The organism is Legionella gresilensis (assembly GCF_900639865.1).
Classification (GTDB): Bacteria; Pseudomonadota; Gammaproteobacteria; order Legionellales; family Legionellaceae; genus Legionella_C; species Legionella_C gresilensis.
The window spans coordinates 372989-394147 of sequence record NZ_CAAAHX010000002.1; the positions used below are offsets into that span (position 1 = coordinate 372989).

The window sequence follows — 21159 nt, forward strand, 5'->3', positions numbered from 1 at the left end:
TTCATAATTTGACTATTTTCTTTTAGACGAAATATACTAAATAAGTAGTACTTATGGATTTGTATTGTAATGTGTCTTGCCTTAGTAGCTATTAATGAACATCCTAAATATCCTCTTATCATTCTATCTAATAGAGATGAATTCTACGCTCGCCCCACTTTACCGGCTAATTTTTGGCAGAATAATTTAAATGTTTTTGCTGGAAAAGATTTAAAGGAAGGTGGCACGTGGTTAGGTGTTACTAGATCGGGCTATTTCGCATTACTTACCAATTATAGAGATCCAAAATTATATAAATCATCATTAGAGTCTCGAGGTAGGCTAGTCAGTAATTATCTTTTTACCTGTGAAACAACATCTCCGCTTCAATATTTGCAAAGAGTTCAATCTTTTGCAAATAAGTACAACAAATTTAATTTAATTATCGGAAGTATTAATCAAATTCTATATTATTCTAATGTTCAAAATTCAATTCAGGAGCTGTCTTCTGGCATTTATAGCCTTAGCAACCACTTGCTGAATACGCCTTGGCCTAAAACGGAGAAAGCAAAGGCGTTATTGAAAAAACATATTACTGAATTAGATAAATATACAAATAACGAAGAAAAAATTGATGTTCTCTATACAATACTATCAGAGGAAAGCTTAGCCCCGGATAATCAGCTTCCTGTAACAGGAATTGCACGTGATTTAGAAAAATCATTAAGTTCTGTATTCGTACATGTACCACAAGCTGAATATGGTACTGTGAATTCTACAATAATATTGTTTCAACAGGATTCTTCGATATTGTTTTCAGAGAAAATATTTCAACAGGGTAATTTTATTTCATCCAAGCTCACTTTATTCTAAATTATTTGGCAGAAGCTAGATGTATCAGCTACTTTTTCCTCCTGTTTAGGTTTTGGCGGAAGTGCAATTTCTGTTAATGTATATAATATTTCAAATAATTTAGTCTCTTTTCCTGTAAAGCCAACATCATCTGATTCAGCTCTTAATTTCTTACATGAAAAATCGCCTGGTATAATCCCGACAATATTATAATTTAGTTCATCTTTTAAACTTACTAATTCAGAATAACAATTGTCTGTTGCATTAATGACTATAAGTGGAGGAGATATCGGTGAGTAAAGTTTTGCTTCAACTATGTCAGGATAGGATTGGGTTACCTCTTCTAATATAATTTTCAACTCAGCATATAATGCCTCTTGTTTATCATTTTTTAAATCAATTAACCTTAGTAATTTATTTCTTATATACTCAAAATTTTCTGCCAAAATAATTTTACGCTTTTGAACATTATCAATTAGAAGCACTTCATCTTCTTGGGAATAAAAAAACGAATAAGGATGTTTATTAGAAAATTGGAATTGTTTTCCAGGTGTTTCAATAATAATATCAAACGTTTTTTTATCATTAATAATCCTATTTAAAATATTTGAACCATAATAGAAATTCTGTAATCCTTCGCAGCACATTCTTATCTGAACTAGTGAGCTAGCTTTTATAAAAAAACATAAAGTTTTTTTAATGAATTTGGCACCATAATAATGAGCGGTAAAAAGAGATCGCCTAATATCATTCATATGTAATGTATATTCATGAAACTCAATTTGGCGTTTATTTATTAACGATTGTACATGGCTAGTTACATGCATTGAGTTTTCTGCATTAAGCTTAGTTGCATCAATAAAATAAACGGAAAAAGGAAAATTATAGTCAATGTATTTTAGGTTAATACAACTGCTTAATTGTTTTTGCAAATCTACTAAAGTCAGTTCATTGTGAACTAAACGTGCAAGCAAGTTATTTCCAGGCAACTGAAATAAAGGTTTATATTTTTTAACTAATTCTTAAGCTGAAAGCCCTAAATATTGTTGTAAATCTTTATTAATAAATTGCTTTTTCCATAGGCAATCAGCTTCAGCTTCTTTTTTAATTTGTTTAGATACAGCGGCTAGTCGACCCAGCTGTTGACGGCTAAAAAAGGAAAACATATAAAGTCTTACTTCTGTAGGCAAGTTGCTAATCATAGTTTTTTATATAACCATCTTAGTGTAATTAAATTGAGCTTTCTAATGTTATAAGGAGCATTTTCACCGCACAAGAATGGATTGATTAATTTGCGAAATGGAAGTAATTCCTGTTAAGGTCATTGCAATTTGCATTTCAGCAGCAAAAATATCCAATAAATTTTCTACGCCTTCTTGTCCCTTGGCTGCTAAAGCATAAATAAATGATCTTCCCAATAAAACAGCTTTTGCCCCTAGGGCTAGCATACGAACTACATCAAGCCCTGATCGGATGCCTGAATCTACTAAAATAGTTAGATCGTCTCCAATTGCGTCTATAATAGGGGGCAGTGCCTTAGTCGTGGATAAAACGCCATCCAGTTGACGTCCACCATGATTTGAAACAATAATTCCATCGGCGCCTAATTTTAGCGCCTCTCGGGCATCGTCAACATCTAGTATCCCTTTTATAAGCATGGTGCCTTTCCAAAAATTTCGTATCCATTCCAAATCAGCCCAACTAATAGAGGGATCAAAATTTTTATTTAGCCAGCCTATATAATCCTCTAAACCAATGGTTTGTTTCAGATAAGATGAAATATTTCCTAAATTATGAGGTCGGCCCAACATGCCAACTTGCAAAGCCCATTCCGGCTTAAATAGCACTTGTAACATTCGTCTAGACTTTCTAAATGGGCCAGATAATCCGGAATGGGCATCGCGATATCTTGCACCTGGCATAGGCATATCCACAGTAAACACCAAATTGTGGATGCCTAAAGCCTGCGCTCTTTCAAGAACATATTTCATAAAGCCGCGATCTTTAAGTACATAAAGCTGGAACCAAATAGGTTTTGGGCTTTGCAGAGAAACTTCTTCCAAGGAGCAAACTGACACAGTGGATAGGACAAATGGAATCCCTTTTTTTGCAGCAGCTTTCGCAGCCATAACTTCTCCGCGACGGGCATACATGCCAGTTAGACCTACAGGGGCTAAGATAATAGGTATATTCAGTTTTTCTTCGAAAAGTTCCACTTCTAGCTTTAATTTATCGATCTTTTTAAGAACGCGCTGCTTTAATAGAATGCTCTGAAGATCGGCCATATTTGCTCGAAGCGTTTGCTCTGTATAGGCGCCACCATCAATATAATCAAATAAAAAGCGTGGTAATTTACGCTTTGCAGCGATTCGGTAATCTAAAGCAGAAGATATGATCATTCCTGAATTCCAAAAGAATTATTCCATTATATTTTAATCTTACTAAAGATCAGACGATTCGAATACTAGGAAGCTTACTTACTTGGCGTCCTTACAATAAATAGCTTTTAATCAAATTATGCTTACATTAAAGACAATATTTACGCTAGCTAATAAAAATTTAGTGAGTAAGCGACATATTAATCGATGAATTAAAAAGTATTTCATCATTGGTAAGTAGAAAATATAAACGAGCAAGCAATGAATTATAAGAGACCTGGGTGGTCAATTTTAGAGCTCGAAATTTTTTAGATTTAAAAGGTTCATTACAAAACTATTAAGTAGGTAATTTTATGGGATGAATAATTCTTAATAAATTTAATTTATTAGCTATAAAAAAAGCTGCAGAAGCTGATAATAAGCTTTACTATTTGACTATAACATGTGTGTATTCGAATAAAAGTCTCAAAAACGTTCTTTGCAATAAATAGTGAAATAGATTGCGATTCATACAATAAACTCCTTTTCATGTTTTCTTTAAATAATAAACATGTAAAGAATGACACACCAAACCTAGTAGAATTAAACTAAGGCCTGAGAGCCAAACCGCTAAAGGAACCCAAAAAGCTAAAAATAAACATGCAATTAAACCCATGATTGCTATAGCTTGAGGATACCTCTGCTCTTCTTTAGGCAGATATAATGCTGCTAAGTTAGTAATAAAATAATAGATCAATACAGTAAAGGCACTGAATGACCATGTTAAATCAACACTTTCTAATAGACTGAAGCCAGCTATCAAGATACCAACACTGGTTATAGCAACCGTCGGTGTATGGTTTTTTCTAGAAACAAAGGCAAAGATTCTTGGTAAATCACCACGGCGACCCATTGCTAATACTACTCTAGATAAACCTAAAACTAAGTTAAGCAAAGCACTCAGCATGGCAGTACAAGCACCTAATGCGATTATTGTAGTTAATCCTGGGATTTTCATGGCTCTGGCTGCCGTCTCAAGTGGCGTTGCTTGATATTTGGTTGTTAGCCCTAATTGACTGGTTCCGACAGAGCCAATAGCAACTAAAGCTACTAAAATATAAAGTGAGGCACTGATAATTAAAGTTAAAATAATTGCTTTAGGGATAGTGTATTTAGGCTCTATTACTTCCTCGCCTAAGGTTGCAATACGTCCATAACCTGTATAGGCAACAAACATTAACGCAGTTGCATAGAAAAAATTGCCTAAGCCACCTGTGATTTGAGGAAAAAAGGGCATAAAGTGACGTCCCATATTTTGGAACAAATTAGGCAAGCCAGCTAGAATAAAGATTAGCAATGAAGTAAGGGTAATAGAGACAATAAGTAAGTTGGTTCTGTTAGAGCGCTTTATGCTACTTAATGCAATTAAAGTCAAAGCAATGACTACGAAACTAGCTAAAAAATTATTTGGTCCTTTTTGTAAGTTTATTAGGTGAAAAAAGTAGCCAGTAAATCCTAAAGCAGCAGTTGCTGCTGAAGCAATTTTTGCACATAAAAACATCCAACCCGCAGTAAATCCTAAAAAAGGATGAAGATATCGATAACCATATTCATAAGTACCACCACTAACAGGATGATTGGCAGCAAGCTGTGCGCTTGATAATGCATTACATGTAGCAACCAGCGCAGCAATCATAATCGCTAAAATAACAGAAGGACCAGTAACACCGGTAGCTATACCAATACTTACAAAGACACCTGTGCCTAAGATAGAGCCTAATCCCATCATGATGGCGCTTGGCAGTTCAAGAACCCGCTCTAATTCTAGATGTTTCTTATTATTCATAAGTTATTCTTGTTTTCTATTCCTTTAAATCAATATTATTACATAATTTGCATAAGTTATTTTTGTTGAGCAGAATAGGTTCTTCATTATGGTTATCTAAAAGAAAGCCAATAAGTCTAAACGTTTAGAGGTTTAATAAAGATCAAGGCATGTTTAAATATGGCGCTAAATCTCCTCGTATTTTATCGAATCTCCAATTCCCCTGGAACGTAGTCTTCTTGTCTTAAATTGAACCTTTTAATAATCCTACTATATTGGGATTATTGAAAAATTAAATTAATATTTTTTAAATTAAGTCTACTTTAATAGGATTATATGGCTAAAAAAATTAAAAAATTTAAGATGCCTAATTTTCAACAGCCGTTAACGGCGGAGTTGTTAGAAGAAGTTATAAAAGCACGTCGAACACAAAGTGAATTGCGGTTAGAAGATGCAGCTGCTTTATGTGGCGTGGCTAAAGAAACTTTTATGAAAGTTGAACATGGGCTAATCGAGCTGTCAATTAACAAGTGTATTACAAATTTGTTCTGGTTTAGAAATAAATATCTACATAAAGCCGTGAGTGGATAATAGCGAGGATGAAAATGATTGGAGATAAGCAGCTTTTAGATGTTTATCTAGGAAAAATTCAAATAGCTAATATCAAAACCATCGAGGATCAACTATATTGGAGTTATAGTGAAAATTGGCAAAAGACAGGATTCCCTATTTCACCACATATGAACTATCCTGGTTTTCAAGCGAGAATAGCCATCCAGTTTGGGGTGATGAGTGATAAATTTTATGTAGATATTGACGTAGGCGATGTCGTATAACCAGTATCTTTAGCTTGGCCATCATTTATCTATAAAGAAAAACCATTATTTGAAGATCTTATTTTTCTTAAGGTGTAATGCGCAATAAAAATACATTAAATTTAAAAAATAATCAGTAGACTTGCCTATCCTCTAGATCATAATTATGTTATTTAGCTGCATAATTACAAAGTACTTGCTACACTAAATTTTAAAATATTTAAAAATATTTCTATGACATTACTGCGAAAGATATGTAGCATTATATGTCTTTTACTCATTTCAGCTGTAGTTGTCAGTCAGCTTGTAAAAAACTTTGGGCAAGCTAAGAAGAATGCCCGAGTACTTTTTGCATTTCATCGGGAAACACTCTACTGCCATTGCCGTTTTGACGCGCGCCTGCAAGTTGATTTAAACAGTTGTAATATGCAATCAGCTGCTAAGTTTAAGAGGGCACACCGAGTTGAGTGGGAACATATGATGCCTGCCGAGAATTTTGGTAATCAGTTTGCTTGCTGGCGTGAACTACTTTGTCAGAAGCAAAATGGTAAACTATATAGAGGTCGCGCTTGCTGCGAGCGTATTGATCCTAAGTTTAGACAAGCCGAAGCTGAGCTTTATAATCTATGGCCTGCAGTAGGCTTAGTTAATCAAGCTCGCTCAAATTATCGTTATAGTATGTTAGATACTCATACTACTTTTTATGGATGTCCTATTACAATTGATTCGTCTACTAGGCGCGTAGAGCCAGCGGACTATGCTAAAGGAATTGTAGCAAGAGCAAATTTATTCATGTCTTATAAATATAAGATTCGATTAAGTGAAGCACAACGTACATTATTTTTAAGTTGGGATGAACAATTCCCACCTAATGATATAGAAATACAATGGGCTCAAGCAGTTGCAAAAATAGAAGGCTATGAGAATCCTTATATTTTCAACAGGGAAGATGATTATTTGAATTTGATTAATGAAGTCCCAACGTTTATTAAATCACATGAGAATTTGTTTAACCTAATACCGGTTCTATTTAAGTAATATTTTTCCATTCTATTTTAGTGGTACTCTTTGCTGTTACAAATTTGCTACGTAACCAGCTCATCGATAAAAATACTTGAGGTATAATTTGTTGATATATAAGAAAAATGGCGCGCCCGGAAGGATACGAACCTCCGACCTCCTGGTTCGTAGCCTGAGCAGTCGAATAAAATTCGCTTATAAATCAATGAATTGCAATGTAACGATAGGAGTAACTACTGTCAGAAACTGCCTGACTTTAGTGGATTTCAGTAGTGGTTTGTTACAATTTTGCTACACTATAATGACTTGTTTGTAACACAGCCATCATAAGCTTATTTTTTGATATATTCCTTATTTACAACTAGCTGCTTTTAGAAATTGTTTAATAATTTGATTATTAGTATTACCAACAATTTCACCATAAATAATACATGAATAGTCATTTGCTTGTACTAACATCCATTTATATAGTCGATCGATATCTTCTCCTGATTTATTTAATAATTCACCGTTCTCTAAGTGAATGTTAGCAGTATATCTATTCATAATTGATAAAATTTCGCCCAATAATATGTAGTTTAGTAGATATAGTTAAGTATATAGCTCTGGTGTCTAAAAGTTGTCAGGTGCTTTTAATATATTGTTCTTAAAAAGTATTTAAATTGAAATTTATACAATAAATAAAGGCTTTTTCGACTAAACCAATCTTGCAAATATTAATTGATAAGCTTCGATTATTTTCGAATTATTTGCAAAACTTTCTGTATATCTTTTTCATTTTGTAAGTTATCAAAGTCACCTCTTAAAATTTTTAGTGAATATTTCTCCGAATCAATCTCCTTCTGAGTTCAAACTTTTAATGCTCTTAATATAGGTAGAGAGGGCACCATCCTTGAAGGGCGTGTAAAGTTAGAAATGGGATCACTAAACCTGGGAGGATAAGCCAATAGGTATTTACAAATGCAACTAATAAAACACCAATAAAATCCAAGATAGAAGCATTTAACTCTAGTACTCTTTCGACATTATATTCTTTTTCAATTTTATCAATCCCTTGGCTTAGTTCATCTGAACTTGCAGTAGAGAAAGATTGTAGTGTTAATATCATTTGATTATCAATTGCTCGGTTGGCAGAAGATGAAGTGTTTGCTCTCACTTTGTTTTTGAAAATGACAGTTTTGTTACAGCGCTGGATACTATGCATAACAAAAGACTTCGCCGCCTGCCTGTTCTTGATGAAGACAAATTACTGGTGGGGATTATAACGATGGATGATATTTTAGATACTTTGGTAGAAATGCTAACTTACATTGCATCTATTATCAAAATACAACAGAAAAAGAAAGAAAAAAGGCGATAATAATCTACAAATAACGGATCTATTAATTTTTAAGACCTTAGGGAATATTTAGTAGTCTATAATAATTAACTGGGTCCAACTTTTAAGTTGATTAATGCTGAAATAAGGGACTTATATTCTATCTAAGGAGAGTAATATGCGTGGACTTAGCAAGGGAAATAAAAGTAGTGCTTCTATCACTACTGAGCACCGAATAAATCCTTTTTTAGGTTTACATCAGGCCGTTGATGAAGCAATGAAAGATTTTTACCATCTCTTTGAATCGCCGGATTTTGAGCGGCTTGAAAATCGAAACCTTTTTCCTGCCATGGACATTGTAGAAGCTAGTGACCATTACACTATTGAAATTGAAATGCCTGGGATGGGTGAAGAAGATATTAATGTCTCTATTAATAACAATCAATTGATTATTAAAGGTGAAAAATCAACTTCTAAAAAGCATAAAGATAAAAATTATTTAAGTCGAGAAATTAAATATGGTAGTTATGAGCGTGTGATTGATTTACCGCTAGCGGCTGATGCGGAAAAAGCGAGCGCTACTTTCAAAAAAGGTATGCTTTGGATAAAAATTCCTAAAAAAGCTGGCAGTAAAAATAATGCCCGTAAAATTAAAATTGAAAAAGCACAATAAAGAGTAAGGCTACTTTCTTAAGCAGAAAGTAGCTTATAAATAATTTTTAATTAGATGTTGTTAATAACTAAAATGTCTAATGTTTTGAGATAGCTTCTAACGTTTCGCCACTTGTCTCTTCATCACATTTTAAAGAGATATCGCCTAAAGAAATGACGCCTGTTAACCTTTTATCTTTATTTAAGACTATTAATCGGCGAATTTGCTGGTCCTGCATTAACTCACAGGCATCATTGATATCATCATCCTCATAGCAATAGCAAACACCTTTATGCATAATGTCTCTAATTGGTGAATTTAAGTTCTTACCTTGAGCAATAGCAGAAATCACTATATCTCGATCAGTTATTGTTCCTACAATTTTATCGGCATCTTTATCACCAATAGGTAGAAATCCCGTGTCCAGATCTTGCATTTTTTTTGCTGCTTCTTCTATTGTTGAATTTGCAAATAAATATTGAGGGTTAGAAGTCATAATATCCTTAACTTGCATATATTCCTCCTTAAATAATATAAAATAATAAATTTTTGCTTTATCTTTAGTTTAAGTTTTGATAATAAAAAACTCAATTAGTTTTTTTATTATCAATTTATGATGGAGGGATTTTTTATTTAAGAATATTTTATTTAATCAAATGGTTATTTTACTAAAAATAGGGGAAAACTATATTGTATTTTCGGGTAAATCAATTTTAACCTTGTGCCCAAAAGCTAATCTTAAGGAGTTAATTATTGCAAGTATGTCGATAACTTCTTGAATAATTGCGCCTGCAACTGGGCTAATAAAGCCTCCTGCTGCAAACCCCATACCAATAATACTCAAGACCATACCACCAATAGCACTTTGAGCGGCAATGGTCCTAGTATTTAAGCTTAAATGTATTAATTCATCTACTTTACGTAATGAACTTTCCATAATAACGGCACCCGCAGCTTCTGCCGTAATATTGCTGTTTTGCCCAAAAGCAATGCCTACAGTAGCGGCTGTTAAAGCCGGTGCATCATTAATGCCATCTCCCATAAAGACTGTAGGGGCCTTTGCTATTTCAGAACGCACAATAGCTAATTTGTCTTCAGGGCTTTTCGATGCATAAACTTCATTAAAGTGTAGCAGTTTAGCCAGATAATTGACTTCTGATTCACGATCTCCTGAGACTAGCATTAATTTTGTAAACTGGTGTGATGGATTTAAGTGATTAATAAATGATTTACTTTCAGCGCGTGGCGCGTCATGAAAATGTAGGGAGCCTGCATAATGATTATTTAACAAAATAATACACTCTAAACCCGGCGATGTTTCAGGAAGTAAGGATTCATATTTTGGTTGTGTTTCCAATAGTTTTTTTCGACTTGTAATTTGGATTTTATAGTTATTTACTGTGCCACTTAGTCCTTGGCCGGGTTTCTCAGAGACATTGGAGGGTTCTAATAATTTTATATTCTGCGCATTTGCTGCATTGATAACAGCACTGGCCAGTGGATGTTTAGAATAGCGTTCTAAGCTTGCAACATATTGTAATAATTCTGCATTTGTATAGTTTTTAGTAGTTAAAATTTTTGTTAACGTTGGTTTTCCATAGGTTAATGTCCCTGTCTTATCAAAAATAGCTGTTTTACACGTTGGTAATTGTTCTAGAACGGTGGGATCTTTAATAATAATCGATTGTTTTGCCGCTCTTGATATAGCACTAATAATGGTAATTGGAATAGCAATGAGTAAAGGACAGGGTGTTGCTATAACAAGTACAGCTAAGAAGCGCGTAGCGTCATGGGTAAAATACCAGGCAAGGGATGCAAAGAGGAATGCAATAGGCGCAAAAATGGCACCAATTCGATCGCCTAAACGACGTATAGATGGTCGCTTTTGTTCTGCTTCTTCTAAGACTTTAACAATAGTAGCATAGCGAGAGTCGGATGTAAGTTTAATAGCTCCTATGGTTAAAACAGTTTCTCCATTGATAGCGCCCGATAAAACATTAGCGCCAGCCGCTTTTGAGATTTGATATGGTTCCCCGGTAAGATACGATTCATCCATCATGCCATGTCCTTCAATAACAACACCATCAACAGGACAAATTTCATGTGGATAGATAATGAGTGTATCGCCAATATTAATTTCAGCTAATGCAACATCACTAATCTGGTTATTTATTTTTCTATGAGCTATCGAAGGCATACGGTTAGCAAGTGCTAATAAAACGGAAGAGGCTTTACGACGAGCATACTTTTCTAGGGTTTGACCACTGGCAAGCATAAGTATAATAATAACACCCGCTAAATACTCTTGTAAGATAAAGCTCGTAATAAGAGCAATAGCAGCCAGCGTGTCAGCACCTAAATTACCTTTCAGTAGTTTGAATAGTATTTGCAGAACTAGAGGTATTCCACCTATTACAAGTGTAAATAATAACGGTAGATTAGATGTAGAAATATTTAATATTTCTAATAAGAGATAAAACGTAATGGAAATTAAGGATATCAGTGCAATAAGGGGTTGCCATTTAAGCTTTAAAAGATTAATAACTGCAGTTATGTGCTCAGTATTCATGCGTTTATAGTGATAACAGCTGAGCCTGTAAACCGACCATAGCGAAGGTCATCTAAAGCTTGATTAACTTCTCTAAGAGGATAAGTGTGGATTTCTGTTTTAATGGGAATAGTTGGTGCTAGGGCTAAAAATTCTTCACCGTCTCGTCTGGTTAGATTAGCAATAGAGCATAGCGTACGTTCACCCCACAATAAATCATAAGAAAAACTGGGTATATCGCTCATGTGAATACCTGCGCACACCACTATGCCGCCTCTAATGGTATTTTTTAGGGCTAAGGGAACTAATGCCCCAATGGGTGCAAAAATGATTGCTGCTTCTAGTTGATGAGGTGGTAATTTATCGGAATCTCCAGCCCAAGTTGCGCCGAGTTGATAAGCAAATTTTTGCGCAGCTTTATCGCCTGGCGAGGTAAAGGCATAAACACGCCGCCCTTGTTTGCAGGCAACTTGGGTAAGAATGTGGGCAGCTGAGCCAAAGCCATATAGTCCTATGTGCTCGGCACTCATTGTCTTTAACAAGGCTCGATAGCCAATAAGGCCTGCACAAAACAAAGGGGCTGCTTGATAATCTGAATAACCACCAGGTATTGGAAAACAAAAACGATTATTTGCGACACAATACTCGGCAAATCCACCATCTATTTGATAACCCGTAAAACGAGCTTGCTCGCAGAGGTTTTCTCTATTTGTTAGACAAAACTGGCAAGCGCCACAGCTACTTCCTAACCAGGGAACGCCAATACGTTGCCCTAGTTTAAATGACTTAACTTCAGTTCCTATTTTTTCAACAACACCGACAATTTGATGGCCGGGTACTAGAGGTAGTTTTGGCTCAAGTAATTCGCCATCTACAACATGTAAATCAGTTCTACATATGCCACAGGCATTTATTTTAATGAGTATTTCTTCTGGTTTAGGCTCAGGCTTTGGAATTTCTGTGTAAATTAATTTTTGGCCGATTTTTTCCATTAACATAGCATGCATGTTCACTTAGTATCCTTACTTGCTAGTTCGAAACCTTAGTTAGAGTATAACTAATCATTAGGTATGCTCTATATTTAGTATATGTAGTGTTTAATTAAATATTAAATTTATGAGCAGAAATATTTTTAAATAAGGAAATTGAAATAACATGCTAGCTATTATTTCTCATAAGGATTGCTTAAAACACAATGTAGAGATTATTGAGCATCCTGAATGCCCAAATCGCTTACAAGTGGTATTTGATGCACTACATGCGGCAAAGCTGGATAATCTGTTATCTTTTGAAGAAGCGCCATTAGCCGCTGTTGATCAACTGTGTCGAGTTCATGATAATGAATATGTGAATAGTCTTTTAGCACTGACACCCAAGAATAATATGATTAGCCCAGACGGAGATACAATTCTTGGTCCAAACACGATGTCTGCAGCCCTTTATGCCGCGGGCGCCGTTATTAAAGCAGTTGATTTAGTTATGCAACAGCAGGCAATGAGTGCATTTTGTAATGTTCGCCCGCCTGGCCACCATGCGGAATCTAAGCGCTCAATGGGCTTTTGTTTTTTTAATAATGTTGCTGTGGGTGTAGCCCATGCACTTACAATTCATCAATTGAAACGAGTAGCTATTATTGATTTTGATGCTCATCGTGGTAATGGAACAGAAGCTATTTTTCGAAATAATAAGAAAGTACTTATTTGCTCCATCTATGAGGAATTATTATATCCTTTTGATAAGCTCGAGCAAGCCGATAATATTGTTTATATTCCTTTAGCTCCCGGTGCAACAGGTAGAGAATTTCGCGCAGAAATCACCCAAAATGGTTTAGAAAAAATTGCAGCTTTTAAACCTCAAATGATATTTTTCTCAGCCGGTTTTGATGGTCATGTGTTTGATAGTATGTCAAATCTGAATTTAACAGAATTTGATTATTTGTGGATAACGCAACAGATAAAACAGATTGCTGACAAATATAGTCAAAATCGAATGGTTTCAGTATTAGAGGGTGGGTATGACTTAGGTACTTTAGGGCAATGTGTAGTCGCTCATATTAAAGGGATGATTGGCGGTTTAAAGTAATTTAGAGGCAATCTTTGATAAAGAATCCTCTTTGTTTTCCTCAATAGTGAATCCTAAACGCGTAACTAATAAAATCATGTTCGTATTATTCGCTAAAATATTACCCTTCATGATAGTTAAATTACTTTTTTTAGCTATCTTAATTAAACTTATCATTAAATGGCGTCCTAAGCCTTTATTTTGCCAGGTATCTGCAACAACTAAGGCGAATTCACATGATTTAAAGTCGGGATTCGTTATATATCTCGCGATTCCTATAATGACTTCAATGTTGTTATCTTCAATCGTTGCAACTAATGCCATTTCTCTGTCGTAATCAATTTGAGTAAAGCGGACTAACATTTTAAGTGACAATTCTTGAATGTGACCCATAAAGCGAAAGTATTTAGATTGAGAGGATAAGCTATGCATAAAGTCTTGCTCTAATTTTGCATCTTCTGGCCGAATAGGGCGAATAGTTATCTTCGTCCCATCATGCAGTGTCCAATGTGAAATCATATGGCTAGGGTAAGGACAAATGGCCATATGATAATAGGGTATTTTTGCTGACTGTTCGTTATGGCTAATAAGTATTCTCGCATCAACCACAGTAGCTTCTTTGTCATTAATAATAAGTGGATTAATATCCATTTCCTGAATGTTAGGCAATTCACAAATCATTTCTGAGACTTTTAGAAGCGTGTCAATTAATGCTTCTTGATTAGCGGCTAATTTGTTTCGAAAGGGCCCAAGTAATTTTGGTAAACGAGTTTTGGAAATTAACTGCTTTATAATGGCGACACTAAGGGGCGGTAATGTAACAGCTTGGTCACGGATAATTTCAACTAAAGAGCCACCCATGCCTAACGAAATAGCAGGGCCAAAAACTTTATCTTGGATGACGCCAATTATCAGTTCGCGATCATTATCAGTTTGTAACATCGGCTCAATAGTCACACCAAAAATAGTTGCTGTCGGTTTATATTCTTTAGCGTCTGCTATCATTTGATTAAATACGGTTTTAACTGATTTTATATCAGTAATTCCTAGCTTTACTCCTTTAGCATCTTGTTTATGTGTAATATCAGGAGAATTAATTTTCATCACAATTGGAAACGGAATAGCTTTAGCTGCATTTAAAGCCGCTTCTGCAGAATTAGCAGTTAGGGTAGTAACTGTGTTAATACCAAACGCTTTTAAAATGGTTTTTGACTCTATTGTAGTTAATGAGAACCGCTGCTCATCTATGGCCCGCTTAATGATTAATTTTGCTAAGTCAATATCAGGTTTAGAGTAAAAACTACGACAAGTAGGTAAGTGTTGTAATAAAGTTTGATTATGTTGATATTCGGCTAGATAAGAGAAAGCCTCAACTGCTTCTTCCGGTGTGTTAAAATATGGAATTTGATGTTTTACGAAGAGATTTTTTGAAGTTTCTATATGATGCCCACCCATCCAACACACTAATATTGGTTTTTTAATTTTTCGGTTATCTAAAATAATTTGCTTTGCTACTTCAAGTGGCTCTGTCATCGCAACAGGTGTTAAAATCACCAATAAGCCATCAACGTTTTCATCTTTAGTGCAAATTTGAATCGCATCGTGATACCTCAGAGGTGTTGCATCACCAAGAATATCAATGGGATTTTGATGAGACCACGCTTTAGGCAGTACTTCATTGAGTTCTGATAAGTTAGTTTTATTAAGCTCAGGCAAACCAATATTTAGTTCTGCTGCTCTATCTGCTGCTAAAACGCCTGCACCACCACCGTTTGTAATAATGGCTAATTGGTTGCCTTGAGCGCGCTTAGGGCAAGAAAAAACCTGTGCTGCAGAGAATAGTTGCTCAAGTGATAATACTCGCACAGTGCCGGCACGTTGAAGGGCTGCATCAAAAACTTCGTCACTACCAACTAAGGCGCCAGTATGTGAATAGGCTGCTCTTACGCCCTGTGTATGTCTTCCACCTTTAACGACAATAACAGGTTTTATACGAGAAGCTGCTCTAAGCCCACTCATAAATTGCCTGGCATCATGAATACCTTCAATATAAAGTAAAATAGTTTCTGTGTGTCTATCCCAAGCTAGAAAGTCTAAAATTTCACCAAAATCTAAATCGACAGCATTGCCTAATGAAATAACCGTAGAAAAGCCAATATTTTTATCATGAGCCCAGTCTAAAATGGCTGCAATAATGGCGCCTGATTGAGAAATAAAGGCAATTTTACCTAGCGCCGCATTATTATTATCGAATGTGGCATTGAGCTTAAGAGAAGGACGTATTAATCCGAGACAATTTGGCCCAATTAGACGAATACTGTATTTTTGAGCTATTTTCTTTAAATCTTGCTCAAATTGTTGACCCGCTTTGCCAGTTTCACTGAAACCAGCAGAAATAATGATTACAACTTTAACTCCTTTTTTTCCGCATTGCCTGAGAATTTTAGGCACAGTTAGAGCAGGGGTGGTAATAATAGCGAGATCAATAAGCTGCGGTAGGTCGCCAACTGAGGGGTAGGCCTTTAGTCCTTGAATTTGGGTATGTTTTAAGTTTATAGGAAAGACTTGACCTACATAACCACCTTTGATTATATTTTCCAATACCAACTTACCAACAGATTTAGGGCGCTCGCTTGCTCCAACTACAGCAATGGCTTTGGGATTGAAAAGTTCGTCTAAGTAATGTTTTTCCATAAAATTTATACCGAACTACATGCTAATGATCATCTTAATGGCGCCCGTTTTACTCGCTTGAGCAAACGTTTCATAAGCCTCTATGATATCGTCAAATTGAAAGTGATGACTAATTAACTTACTTGGATTTAATTTTTCCGATATCAGCATTTTAAGTAAAGTGGGTGTTGTACTTGTATCGACAAGCCTTGTCGTAATAGCAATATTTTTTGACCATAATTGTTCTAAGTGGAGTGGGGCTTCAATACCGTGAACACCAATATTGGCAATAATGCCGCCAGGCGCGACAATGTCTTCACACATGACAAAGGTTTCGGGAATTCCTACTGCTTCAATTGCCGTGTCTACGCCTATTTGATTTGTTAGTTTCATGACTTCGTTGATAACATCGCAGTTATCACTATTTAGACTATGTATTGCACCTAACTTTTTAGCGATTTCTAACCGGTGCTCATCTTTGTCAATCATGATAATATCTGAAGGTGAATAAAGTTGGGCGGTAAGCATTACTGCTAATCCGATGGGGCCTGCGCCAACAATAGCGACTGTGGAACCTGGTTGAATTTTGCCATTTAACACGCCGCACTCAAACCCTGTTGGCAAAATATCACTTAATAGTACTAGCGCATCATTATTTAAATCAGGAATTTTATATAAACTAGTATCTGCATAAGGTATACGTACGTATTCAGCTTGCGTACCATCAATTACGTTACCGAGAACCCAGCCCCCGGTTAAGCAATGAGAATACATGCCGCGACGACAATAGTCACATTTACTACAAGACGAAATACAAGAAATAAGCACTTGATCGCCAGGAGAGAGTGTCGTTACATTACTACCAACCGTATCTACAATGCCAATCCCTTCATGCCCTAGAATTCGGCCAGGCGCACAGGTAGGAACATCGCCTTTAAGGATATGTAAATCAGTACCACAAATAGTTGTCTTCTTAACTTTAATAATAGCATCGCTCGAGTCTTGAATTTTTGGTGTTGGACGTTCTTCAACGGCCTTTTTTCCTTTGCCTTGATAGATCAGAGCTTTCATATATTTATCCTTAAATATAAATCCTAAATTCAGTATAGTGGACTATAATAAAAACACTGAACTTAAAGACTTCTTATTAGTAAGAAATCATAAGCAGTAAATTATTCAATATGAGTTTTATTGATAAGTATTTGGAAGCTGGACAGGTTTTGTACTAGCATCATAAGGCAGTTAATCATAATTCCATTGAGGCACAAGCAGGAAAGCAGGATTTAATTGTGTTTAGCACGGACAATCAATAAGAAAAGTGAGGGAAAGATGAGGAATCTACTTGGTGCCATTTTACTATTTACAGTTCATACTATCGTTCAGGCAGATAATCTACTAGGTAAAACTACCTATGAAATAGCTTGTCAAAATTGTCACGCTCCCCAGTTAGCAAGAGGTTTAAAAGCGCCAGCCGCTTTTGATAAAAAAGCATGGCGTGCTCGATTTAAAAATGCTGAGCTTCAAGCAAAAAATAACCCTACTCAATTTAAAAATGCGATGACATATTTATTATATAGTGTAACTATTGGGAAGGGATTAATGCATCACGGTGGCTTATGCAGAGAAGCAGACACTGCTAACAAAAATTGCTCAGATGAAGCACTAATTCAAGCAATTCATTATATGAGTCAACGTTAAGCTTCACATAAAAGCATTTATTAGCTTAATTCTATTCTGTCTTAGACCATCAGAATTTAGGTTGTTGCTTTAAGGAGATATCTACCAAAGCTTATTTGCTCTTTAAGAGATTCTAGTTGCCCTTACCTAGGATCTCGTACAAGCAAGACTGGGACAGTAGCAATCCGAATAATATTTTCAGCCACACTACCTAAAAAGAAACGATTAAATCCACGTCTACCATGTGTGCCAATAACAAGTAAATCAGCAGGCCATTTTTGCGCCTCTTTCATTATTAACTCAGCAATTCTTACTTGAATTTTTTTCAGTTCAACGATTGTCTTTTCAACTTTTATTGAAGATTGGCTGATAATTAGCTTTTCAATATCATCTAATATTTTCTGTCCTTCTTCTCTATACGCTGAAACAAGAGCGCCGTAATCAATAGTACTTCCCTGATAAATAAAAGTTTCATCAACAATATAGACTAGACGTACGGTAACATCTTTATTTTGAGCAATTTTAATGATTTCTTTTACAGCAACCTGTCCTATTTCACTACCATCAACAGCTAACATAATCTTCTTATATGTCATATCAGCCTCTCTTGGTTATTATTGAATAAAACTTAAACAAACTTAATTATAGCTTACTTATTATTAGCAATATCAAGATATATAATTAGTATTAAGTTAAATATAATGTTTAATGAATAAATCTTCCCCACACAGGTGGGGGTGTTTCTATTCAATGATAGAGAGTTTAGTTACTGTTGCGAAAAGATTTAGACGAATAGGCCGAAAGTTGTAAGAGGTATTGATTGATTTTAATTGCGCAGACTATATCATTCAGGCCTAAAAAAAGTTCTATATTGCATTTGCTGTAAAGGATTTTTATAAAAAGAAGAACAATGAGTTTAGATGTAGCAGGATTTGACAAAGAGGTAGGCGGAGGGGAGGTTGTTATTAAAGCCGCCGATGATCATCGCCTAATACGATTAGCGCGTAGCTTACCTTGGAGGTCGTTACTTGAGTTAGTATCACCGGATTTAGAGCGTACTGAGCAAGGTCGCTGTTGGATGGGTAGACCACTTCGAATACGTATCCACTTAGGGATTTATCTGTTTTACAGCACCTGTTTGATTTAACCCATAGAGCAACCGAAAGCAGTTTGAGTTTGGGCGCGCTTGTCAGTTAGGGTGTATTGGCGGTAACTTCTTGTTTGCCGCGCCTTGTGTCAACCTTCATATGCCTGATGCGCAATCCTTACCGCTGGTGCTTTATACCTTTGAGGGTTTATTTGGGCAAAACCCCTTGGCTTCCGTAGCAACCGATAAAGGTTATTATGCTTACAATAATGAGCAGTTATTAATCCAAATGAACGTAGCTGATATTTATTTGCCTCGTCCAAGGCGAGAACTTAATGCCCCTAAAGAAACGTCCTCGTTTGCAACGCGACTTGCGCTTCATAATCGGCGAGCAGGCATTGAAGCCTTAATTAGTCATGCTAAAAGTGGCGGTCAATTAGGCCGAAGTCAAATGAAATCGGATAATACCACCTTGATTGCCGGTTATGCTGCCGTTTTAGGTTTCAATCTTAGGCAACTGACACGCTATTTAACAGGCGAAGTGCGTCCAAAAACAGTAAAAATGATTGAAAATATAACAAAAAGCTGTATTTTAGATAATAAACTAACCGATCCTCTCGCTGCTTAGCGGCAAGATAGCGCAGCTTGTTTATTGTATTGAAAATGGTGTTAAAATTAGCCCTTATTGGTGGTTATTTAATCTATCTATTTCGCGACAGCGACGGCTTATCCACAAAAATAGTGGATAAGCTGTCGGTGTCGCGAAATGTTTCGTTTAAATAAACATCAATAAGAACTATTTTTAACAATAGTTTAAATACTGCAAACAAGCTGCTCTTCCTTTCTGCTAAGCAGCTAACGGGTTTGTTATTTTGTTGTCTAACATACTGCTTTTTGTTTCATTTTCAAGCAACTTTACATTTTTTGGACGCACCTCACCTGCCAGATAGCGGGTCAGTTGCCTGAGATTGAAACCTAAAACGGAAGCATAGCCAGCACTTAAGGTTGTATTATCGGACTTCATACGACTGCGGCCTAATTGACCGCCACATTTTGCATGACTAATCAGTGCCTCAATACCAGCTCGCCGATTGTGTAAGGCAAGTCGTGTTGCAAAGGACGAGCTTTCTTTGGGCGCGTTAAGTTCTCGCCTTGGACGAGGCAAGTAGATATCAGTCACGTTCATCTGAATTAATAACTGCTCATTATCGTAAGCATAATAGCCTTTATCGGTTGCTATCGAATCCAGGGTGTTTTGCCCAAATAGACATGCGTGGGTATAAAGCACGAGCGGCAAGGATTGAGCATCAGGCATATGAAGGCTAACACACGGACTAACAAACAAAAAGTTGCCGCCAATGCGTCCGAGTTGATAAGCTCGCCCAAATTCAAGCGTCTTATTAAGTTTGCCTTTATTAAAGCAGGTGACCTCATAAGCATGAAGCGATAAGATGCTCGTATTAGAATGGCCCTCAAACAGATGACCATGTAAGCGCTCCAAGAGTAACGCGCCACGCCACCGTAGTTGCTCGACGGCCCGCCTAAGCCTTACATCTTTTTCAGTTAGGACAGCTCCTAACTCATACAGATGATTTAAAATAGGGAGCACTGACGCATACGTATCTTGCCATAAACGTTTAAGCACGACTGACACAACCTCTATACTTGCGCCCCGGCGCTTTAGATTAAAATAATAAAGCGCTAACTGCTTTAAATAAGACAACTTTACTTGGTAAAGCGCAGCACCGCCATGGCAAAGCTGATTCATGGCTTTGCCCACCCGACTGGCTAATATCGCCACTTTGATTAGCAAATTAGTAATCGCCGGATAGGCAATATTGGCCTCTTGGACCGTTGAATCAATATCCAACTCACCAGGATTGGCATACCCCAGGCGCACCGCTTGTTGACTGATGATATTGGCAATGGCTCGTTGGGTTTCAGGACTAAGTCTTGACCGAAACGCTTCTATCTTCGTGTGATCGGGTACATGCCAGTGTTTTAAGTGTCCATAGCCACAAAATAAGCGAAACGCCGCATTGTCACGCACCTGGTGCTCAGTCGCTCTATCCGTTAAATTAAACAGCTGCTGCAACAGATAAATCCCTAGATGAACGCGGACTCGAAGAGGTCTACCCATCCACCAGCGTCCCCGCTCAGTTCTTTCTAAATCCGGCAGCACTAATTCAAGCAACGACTCCCAAGGTAAATGTCGTCCTAACCGTACAAGCCGATGATCATCAGCGACCTTAATAACAACCTCGCCTCCGCTTACTTCTTTATCAAACCCAGCTA

The 21159-nt window shown here is 36.3% G+C and carries 23 protein-coding genes; 10 read left to right on the forward strand and 13 right to left on the reverse strand.

The annotated features are described in order from the left end of the window. Window positions 1-69: 69 nt before the first annotated feature. On the forward strand, window positions 70-852 hold the full coding sequence (locus E1P04_RS03500) for an NRDE family protein (protein ID WP_131781529.1): 783 nt from the start codon (window positions 70-72) through the stop codon (window positions 850-852). On the opposite strand, the gene E1P04_RS03505 is transcribed toward E1P04_RS03500, so the two are convergent. The 4 genes from E1P04_RS03505 to E1P04_RS03520 all read right to left on the reverse strand — a co-directional run bounded on the left by E1P04_RS03505 (window position 849) and on the right by E1P04_RS03520 (window position 5034). Next, on the reverse strand, window positions 849-1805 hold the full coding sequence (locus E1P04_RS03505; protein ID WP_131781530.1) for a hypothetical protein: 957 nt from the start codon (window positions 1803-1805) through the stop codon (window positions 849-851). The genes E1P04_RS03500 and E1P04_RS03505 overlap by 4 nt on opposite strands. Before the next feature lie 48 nt (window positions 1806-1853). After that, on the reverse strand, window positions 1854-2033 hold the full coding sequence (locus tag E1P04_RS03510) for an F-box protein (RefSeq protein ID WP_131781531.1): 180 nt from the start codon (window positions 2031-2033) through the stop codon (window positions 1854-1856). A gap of 63 nt (window positions 2034-2096) precedes the next feature. Beyond that, window positions 2097-3230: an FMN-dependent L-lactate dehydrogenase LldD gene (gene lldD, locus E1P04_RS03515; RefSeq protein ID WP_131781532.1), complete on the reverse strand. Its 1134-nt coding sequence runs from the start codon at window positions 3228-3230 to the stop codon at window positions 2097-2099. A 505-nt stretch (window positions 3231-3735) separates the two neighbouring features. Further along, window positions 3736-5034 (reverse strand): APC family permease, encoded by a 1299-nt coding sequence (locus tag E1P04_RS03520; RefSeq protein WP_131781533.1) that lies wholly within the window; start codon window positions 5032-5034, stop codon window positions 3736-3738. A 315-nt stretch (window positions 5035-5349) separates the two neighbouring features. On the opposite strand from E1P04_RS03520, the gene E1P04_RS03525 reads away from it, so the two are divergent. The 3 genes from E1P04_RS03525 to E1P04_RS03535 all read left to right on the forward strand — a co-directional run bounded on the left by E1P04_RS03525 (window position 5350) and on the right by E1P04_RS03535 (window position 6866). After that, window positions 5350-5604 carry a hypothetical protein gene (locus E1P04_RS03525; RefSeq protein ID WP_242604373.1) on the forward strand — a complete coding sequence of 85 codons (255 nt, stop codon included), beginning with the start codon at window positions 5350-5352 and terminating at the stop codon, window positions 5602-5604. Window positions 5605-5618: 14 nt separating this feature from the next. Continuing rightward, window positions 5619-5849 carry a HipA N-terminal domain-containing protein gene (locus E1P04_RS17975; protein ID WP_242604374.1) on the forward strand — a complete coding sequence of 77 codons (231 nt, stop codon included), beginning with the start codon at window positions 5619-5621 and terminating at the stop codon, window positions 5847-5849. A gap of 213 nt (window positions 5850-6062) precedes the next feature. Next, entirely contained in the window at window positions 6063-6866 is an 804-nt protein-coding gene (locus E1P04_RS03535) for an endonuclease (protein WP_131781534.1), read from the forward strand. Window positions 6867-7199: 333 nt separating this feature from the next. On the opposite strand, the gene E1P04_RS03540 is transcribed toward E1P04_RS03535, so the two are convergent. Further along, the gene (locus tag E1P04_RS03540; protein ID WP_131781535.1) at window positions 7200-7394 is read right to left on the reverse strand and encodes a hypothetical protein; all 195 of its coding nucleotides are present in this window, start codon (window positions 7392-7394) and stop codon (window positions 7200-7202) included. A 319-nt stretch (window positions 7395-7713) separates the two neighbouring features. Next, entirely contained in the window at window positions 7714-8052 is a 339-nt protein-coding gene (locus E1P04_RS03545; RefSeq protein WP_165482664.1) for a hypothetical protein, read from the reverse strand. Between E1P04_RS03545 and E1P04_RS03550 the strand changes: the two genes are divergently transcribed. Both E1P04_RS03550 and E1P04_RS03555 read left to right on the forward strand, forming a co-directional pair. After that, window positions 8047-8208: a CBS domain-containing protein gene (locus tag E1P04_RS03550; RefSeq protein WP_131781537.1), complete on the forward strand. Its 162-nt coding sequence runs from the start codon at window positions 8047-8049 to the stop codon at window positions 8206-8208. The two genes, E1P04_RS03545 and E1P04_RS03550, sit on opposite strands and share 6 nt — an antisense overlap. 136 nt (window positions 8209-8344) lie before the next feature. Then, window positions 8345-8839, forward strand: coding sequence for an Hsp20/alpha crystallin family protein (locus tag E1P04_RS03555; RefSeq protein WP_131781538.1), 495 nt, complete (start codon window positions 8345-8347; stop codon window positions 8837-8839). 76 nt (window positions 8840-8915) lie between these two features. On the opposite strand, the gene E1P04_RS03560 is transcribed toward E1P04_RS03555, so the two are convergent. From E1P04_RS03560 to E1P04_RS03570, 3 genes are all read right to left on the reverse strand, one after another. Beyond that, a complete protein-coding gene (locus E1P04_RS03560) occupies window positions 8916-9332 on the reverse strand; it encodes a CBS domain-containing protein (RefSeq protein WP_131781539.1) in 417 nt (138 codons plus the stop codon). Window positions 9333-9503: 171 nt separating this feature from the next. Then, window positions 9504-11387: a heavy metal translocating P-type ATPase gene (locus E1P04_RS03565; protein ID WP_131781540.1), complete on the reverse strand. Its 1884-nt coding sequence runs from the start codon at window positions 11385-11387 to the stop codon at window positions 9504-9506. Continuing rightward, window positions 11384-12373 carry a zinc-dependent alcohol dehydrogenase family protein gene (locus tag E1P04_RS03570; protein WP_131781566.1) on the reverse strand — a complete coding sequence of 330 codons (990 nt, stop codon included), beginning with the start codon at window positions 12371-12373 and terminating at the stop codon, window positions 11384-11386. Before E1P04_RS03570 ends, E1P04_RS03565 begins: the two co-directional genes overlap by 4 nt. A 148-nt stretch (window positions 12374-12521) precedes the next feature. Between E1P04_RS03570 and E1P04_RS03575 the strand changes: the two genes are divergently transcribed. After that, a complete protein-coding gene (locus tag E1P04_RS03575; protein ID WP_131781541.1) occupies window positions 12522-13448 on the forward strand; it encodes a histone deacetylase family protein in 927 nt (308 codons plus the stop codon). Here the strand turns inward: E1P04_RS03575 and E1P04_RS03580 are convergent. Both E1P04_RS03580 and E1P04_RS03585 read right to left on the reverse strand, forming a co-directional pair. Continuing rightward, window positions 13440-16121, reverse strand: coding sequence for a bifunctional acetate--CoA ligase family protein/GNAT family N-acetyltransferase (locus E1P04_RS03580; RefSeq protein WP_131781542.1), 2682 nt, complete (start codon window positions 16119-16121; stop codon window positions 13440-13442). The genes E1P04_RS03575 and E1P04_RS03580 overlap by 9 nt on opposite strands. A gap of 15 nt (window positions 16122-16136) precedes the next feature. Next, entirely contained in the window at window positions 16137-17171 is a 1035-nt protein-coding gene (locus E1P04_RS03585) for a zinc-dependent alcohol dehydrogenase family protein (protein WP_131781543.1), read from the reverse strand. Between the two features lie 258 nt (window positions 17172-17429). Between E1P04_RS03585 and E1P04_RS03590 the strand changes: the two genes are divergently transcribed. Then, window positions 17430-17798, forward strand: a complete 369-nt coding sequence (locus tag E1P04_RS03590) for a c-type cytochrome (RefSeq protein WP_131781544.1) — start codon at window positions 17430-17432, stop codon at window positions 17796-17798. Window positions 17799-17920: 122 nt separating this feature from the next. Here E1P04_RS03590 and E1P04_RS03595 read toward each other — a convergent pair whose 3' ends face one another. Then, window positions 17921-18373 carry a universal stress protein gene (locus E1P04_RS03595; protein ID WP_131781545.1) on the reverse strand — a complete coding sequence of 151 codons (453 nt, stop codon included), beginning with the start codon at window positions 18371-18373 and terminating at the stop codon, window positions 17921-17923. A 314-nt stretch (window positions 18374-18687) separates the two neighbouring features. On the opposite strand from E1P04_RS03595, the gene E1P04_RS17980 reads away from it, so the two are divergent. After that, complete coding sequence (locus tag E1P04_RS17980) at window positions 18688-18924, forward strand: hypothetical protein (protein WP_242604375.1); 237 nt, start codon at window positions 18688-18690, stop codon at window positions 18922-18924. A gap of 70 nt (window positions 18925-18994) precedes the next feature. Further along, window positions 18995-19492, forward strand: coding sequence for a hypothetical protein (locus tag E1P04_RS17985; RefSeq protein WP_242604376.1), 498 nt, complete (start codon window positions 18995-18997; stop codon window positions 19490-19492). A gap of 219 nt (window positions 19493-19711) precedes the next feature. On the opposite strand, the gene E1P04_RS03605 is transcribed toward E1P04_RS17985, so the two are convergent. After that, the coding region (locus tag E1P04_RS03605) for a transposase (protein WP_131781546.1) at window positions 19712-21159 on the reverse strand (1448 nt) is incomplete at its 5' end.

Bases quoted from the DNA above. Each gene is read 5' to 3' on its own strand.
- E1P04_RS03550 (WP_131781537.1), top strand. From the start codon at position 8,047: ATGCATAACAAAAGACTTCGCCGCCTGCCTGTTCTTGATGAAGACAAA.
- E1P04_RS17975 (WP_242604374.1), top strand. From the start codon at position 5,619: ATGATTGGAGATAAGCAGCTTTTAGATGTTTATCTAGGAAAAATTCAA.
- E1P04_RS03560 (WP_131781539.1), bottom strand. From the start codon at position 9,332: ATGCAAGTTAAGGATATTATGACTTCTAACCCTCAATATTTATTTGCA.
- E1P04_RS03555 (WP_131781538.1), top strand. From the start codon at position 8,345: ATGCGTGGACTTAGCAAGGGAAATAAAAGTAGTGCTTCTATCACTACT.
- E1P04_RS03545 (WP_165482664.1), bottom strand. From the start codon at position 8,052: ATGCATAGTATCCAGCGCTGTAACAAAACTGTCATTTTCAAAAACAAA.
- E1P04_RS17980 (WP_242604375.1), top strand. From the start codon at position 18,688: ATGAGTTTAGATGTAGCAGGATTTGACAAAGAGGTAGGCGGAGGGGAG.
- E1P04_RS03580 (WP_131781542.1), bottom strand. From the start codon at position 16,121: ATGGAAAAACATTACTTAGACGAACTTTTCAATCCCAAAGCCATTGCT.
- E1P04_RS03590 (WP_131781544.1), top strand. From the start codon at position 17,430: ATGAGGAATCTACTTGGTGCCATTTTACTATTTACAGTTCATACTATC.
- E1P04_RS03595 (WP_131781545.1), bottom strand. From the start codon at position 18,373: ATGACATATAAGAAGATTATGTTAGCTGTTGATGGTAGTGAAATAGGA.
- E1P04_RS03500 (WP_131781529.1), top strand. From the start codon at position 70: ATGTGTCTTGCCTTAGTAGCTATTAATGAACATCCTAAATATCCTCTT.
- E1P04_RS03520 (WP_131781533.1), bottom strand. From the start codon at position 5,034: ATGAATAATAAGAAACATCTAGAATTAGAGCGGGTTCTTGAACTGCCA.
- E1P04_RS03510 (WP_131781531.1), bottom strand. From the start codon at position 2,033: ATGATTAGCAACTTGCCTACAGAAGTAAGACTTTATATGTTTTCCTTT.
- E1P04_RS03575 (WP_131781541.1), top strand. From the start codon at position 12,522: ATGCTAGCTATTATTTCTCATAAGGATTGCTTAAAACACAATGTAGAG.
- E1P04_RS03585 (WP_131781543.1), bottom strand. From the start codon at position 17,171: ATGAAAGCTCTGATCTATCAAGGCAAAGGAAAAAAGGCCGTTGAAGAA.
- E1P04_RS03525 (WP_242604373.1), top strand. From the start codon at position 5,350: ATGGCTAAAAAAATTAAAAAATTTAAGATGCCTAATTTTCAACAGCCG.
- E1P04_RS03565 (WP_131781540.1), bottom strand. From the start codon at position 11,387: ATGAATACTGAGCACATAACTGCAGTTATTAATCTTTTAAAGCTTAAA.
- E1P04_RS03540 (WP_131781535.1), bottom strand. From the start codon at position 7,394: ATGAATAGATATACTGCTAACATTCACTTAGAGAACGGTGAATTATTA.
- E1P04_RS03570 (WP_131781566.1), bottom strand. From the start codon at position 12,373: ATGCATGCTATGTTAATGGAAAAAATCGGCCAAAAATTAATTTACACA.
- E1P04_RS03535 (WP_131781534.1), top strand. From the start codon at position 6,063: ATGACATTACTGCGAAAGATATGTAGCATTATATGTCTTTTACTCATT.
- lldD (WP_131781532.1), bottom strand. From the start codon at position 3,230: ATGATCATATCTTCTGCTTTAGATTACCGAATCGCTGCAAAGCGTAAA.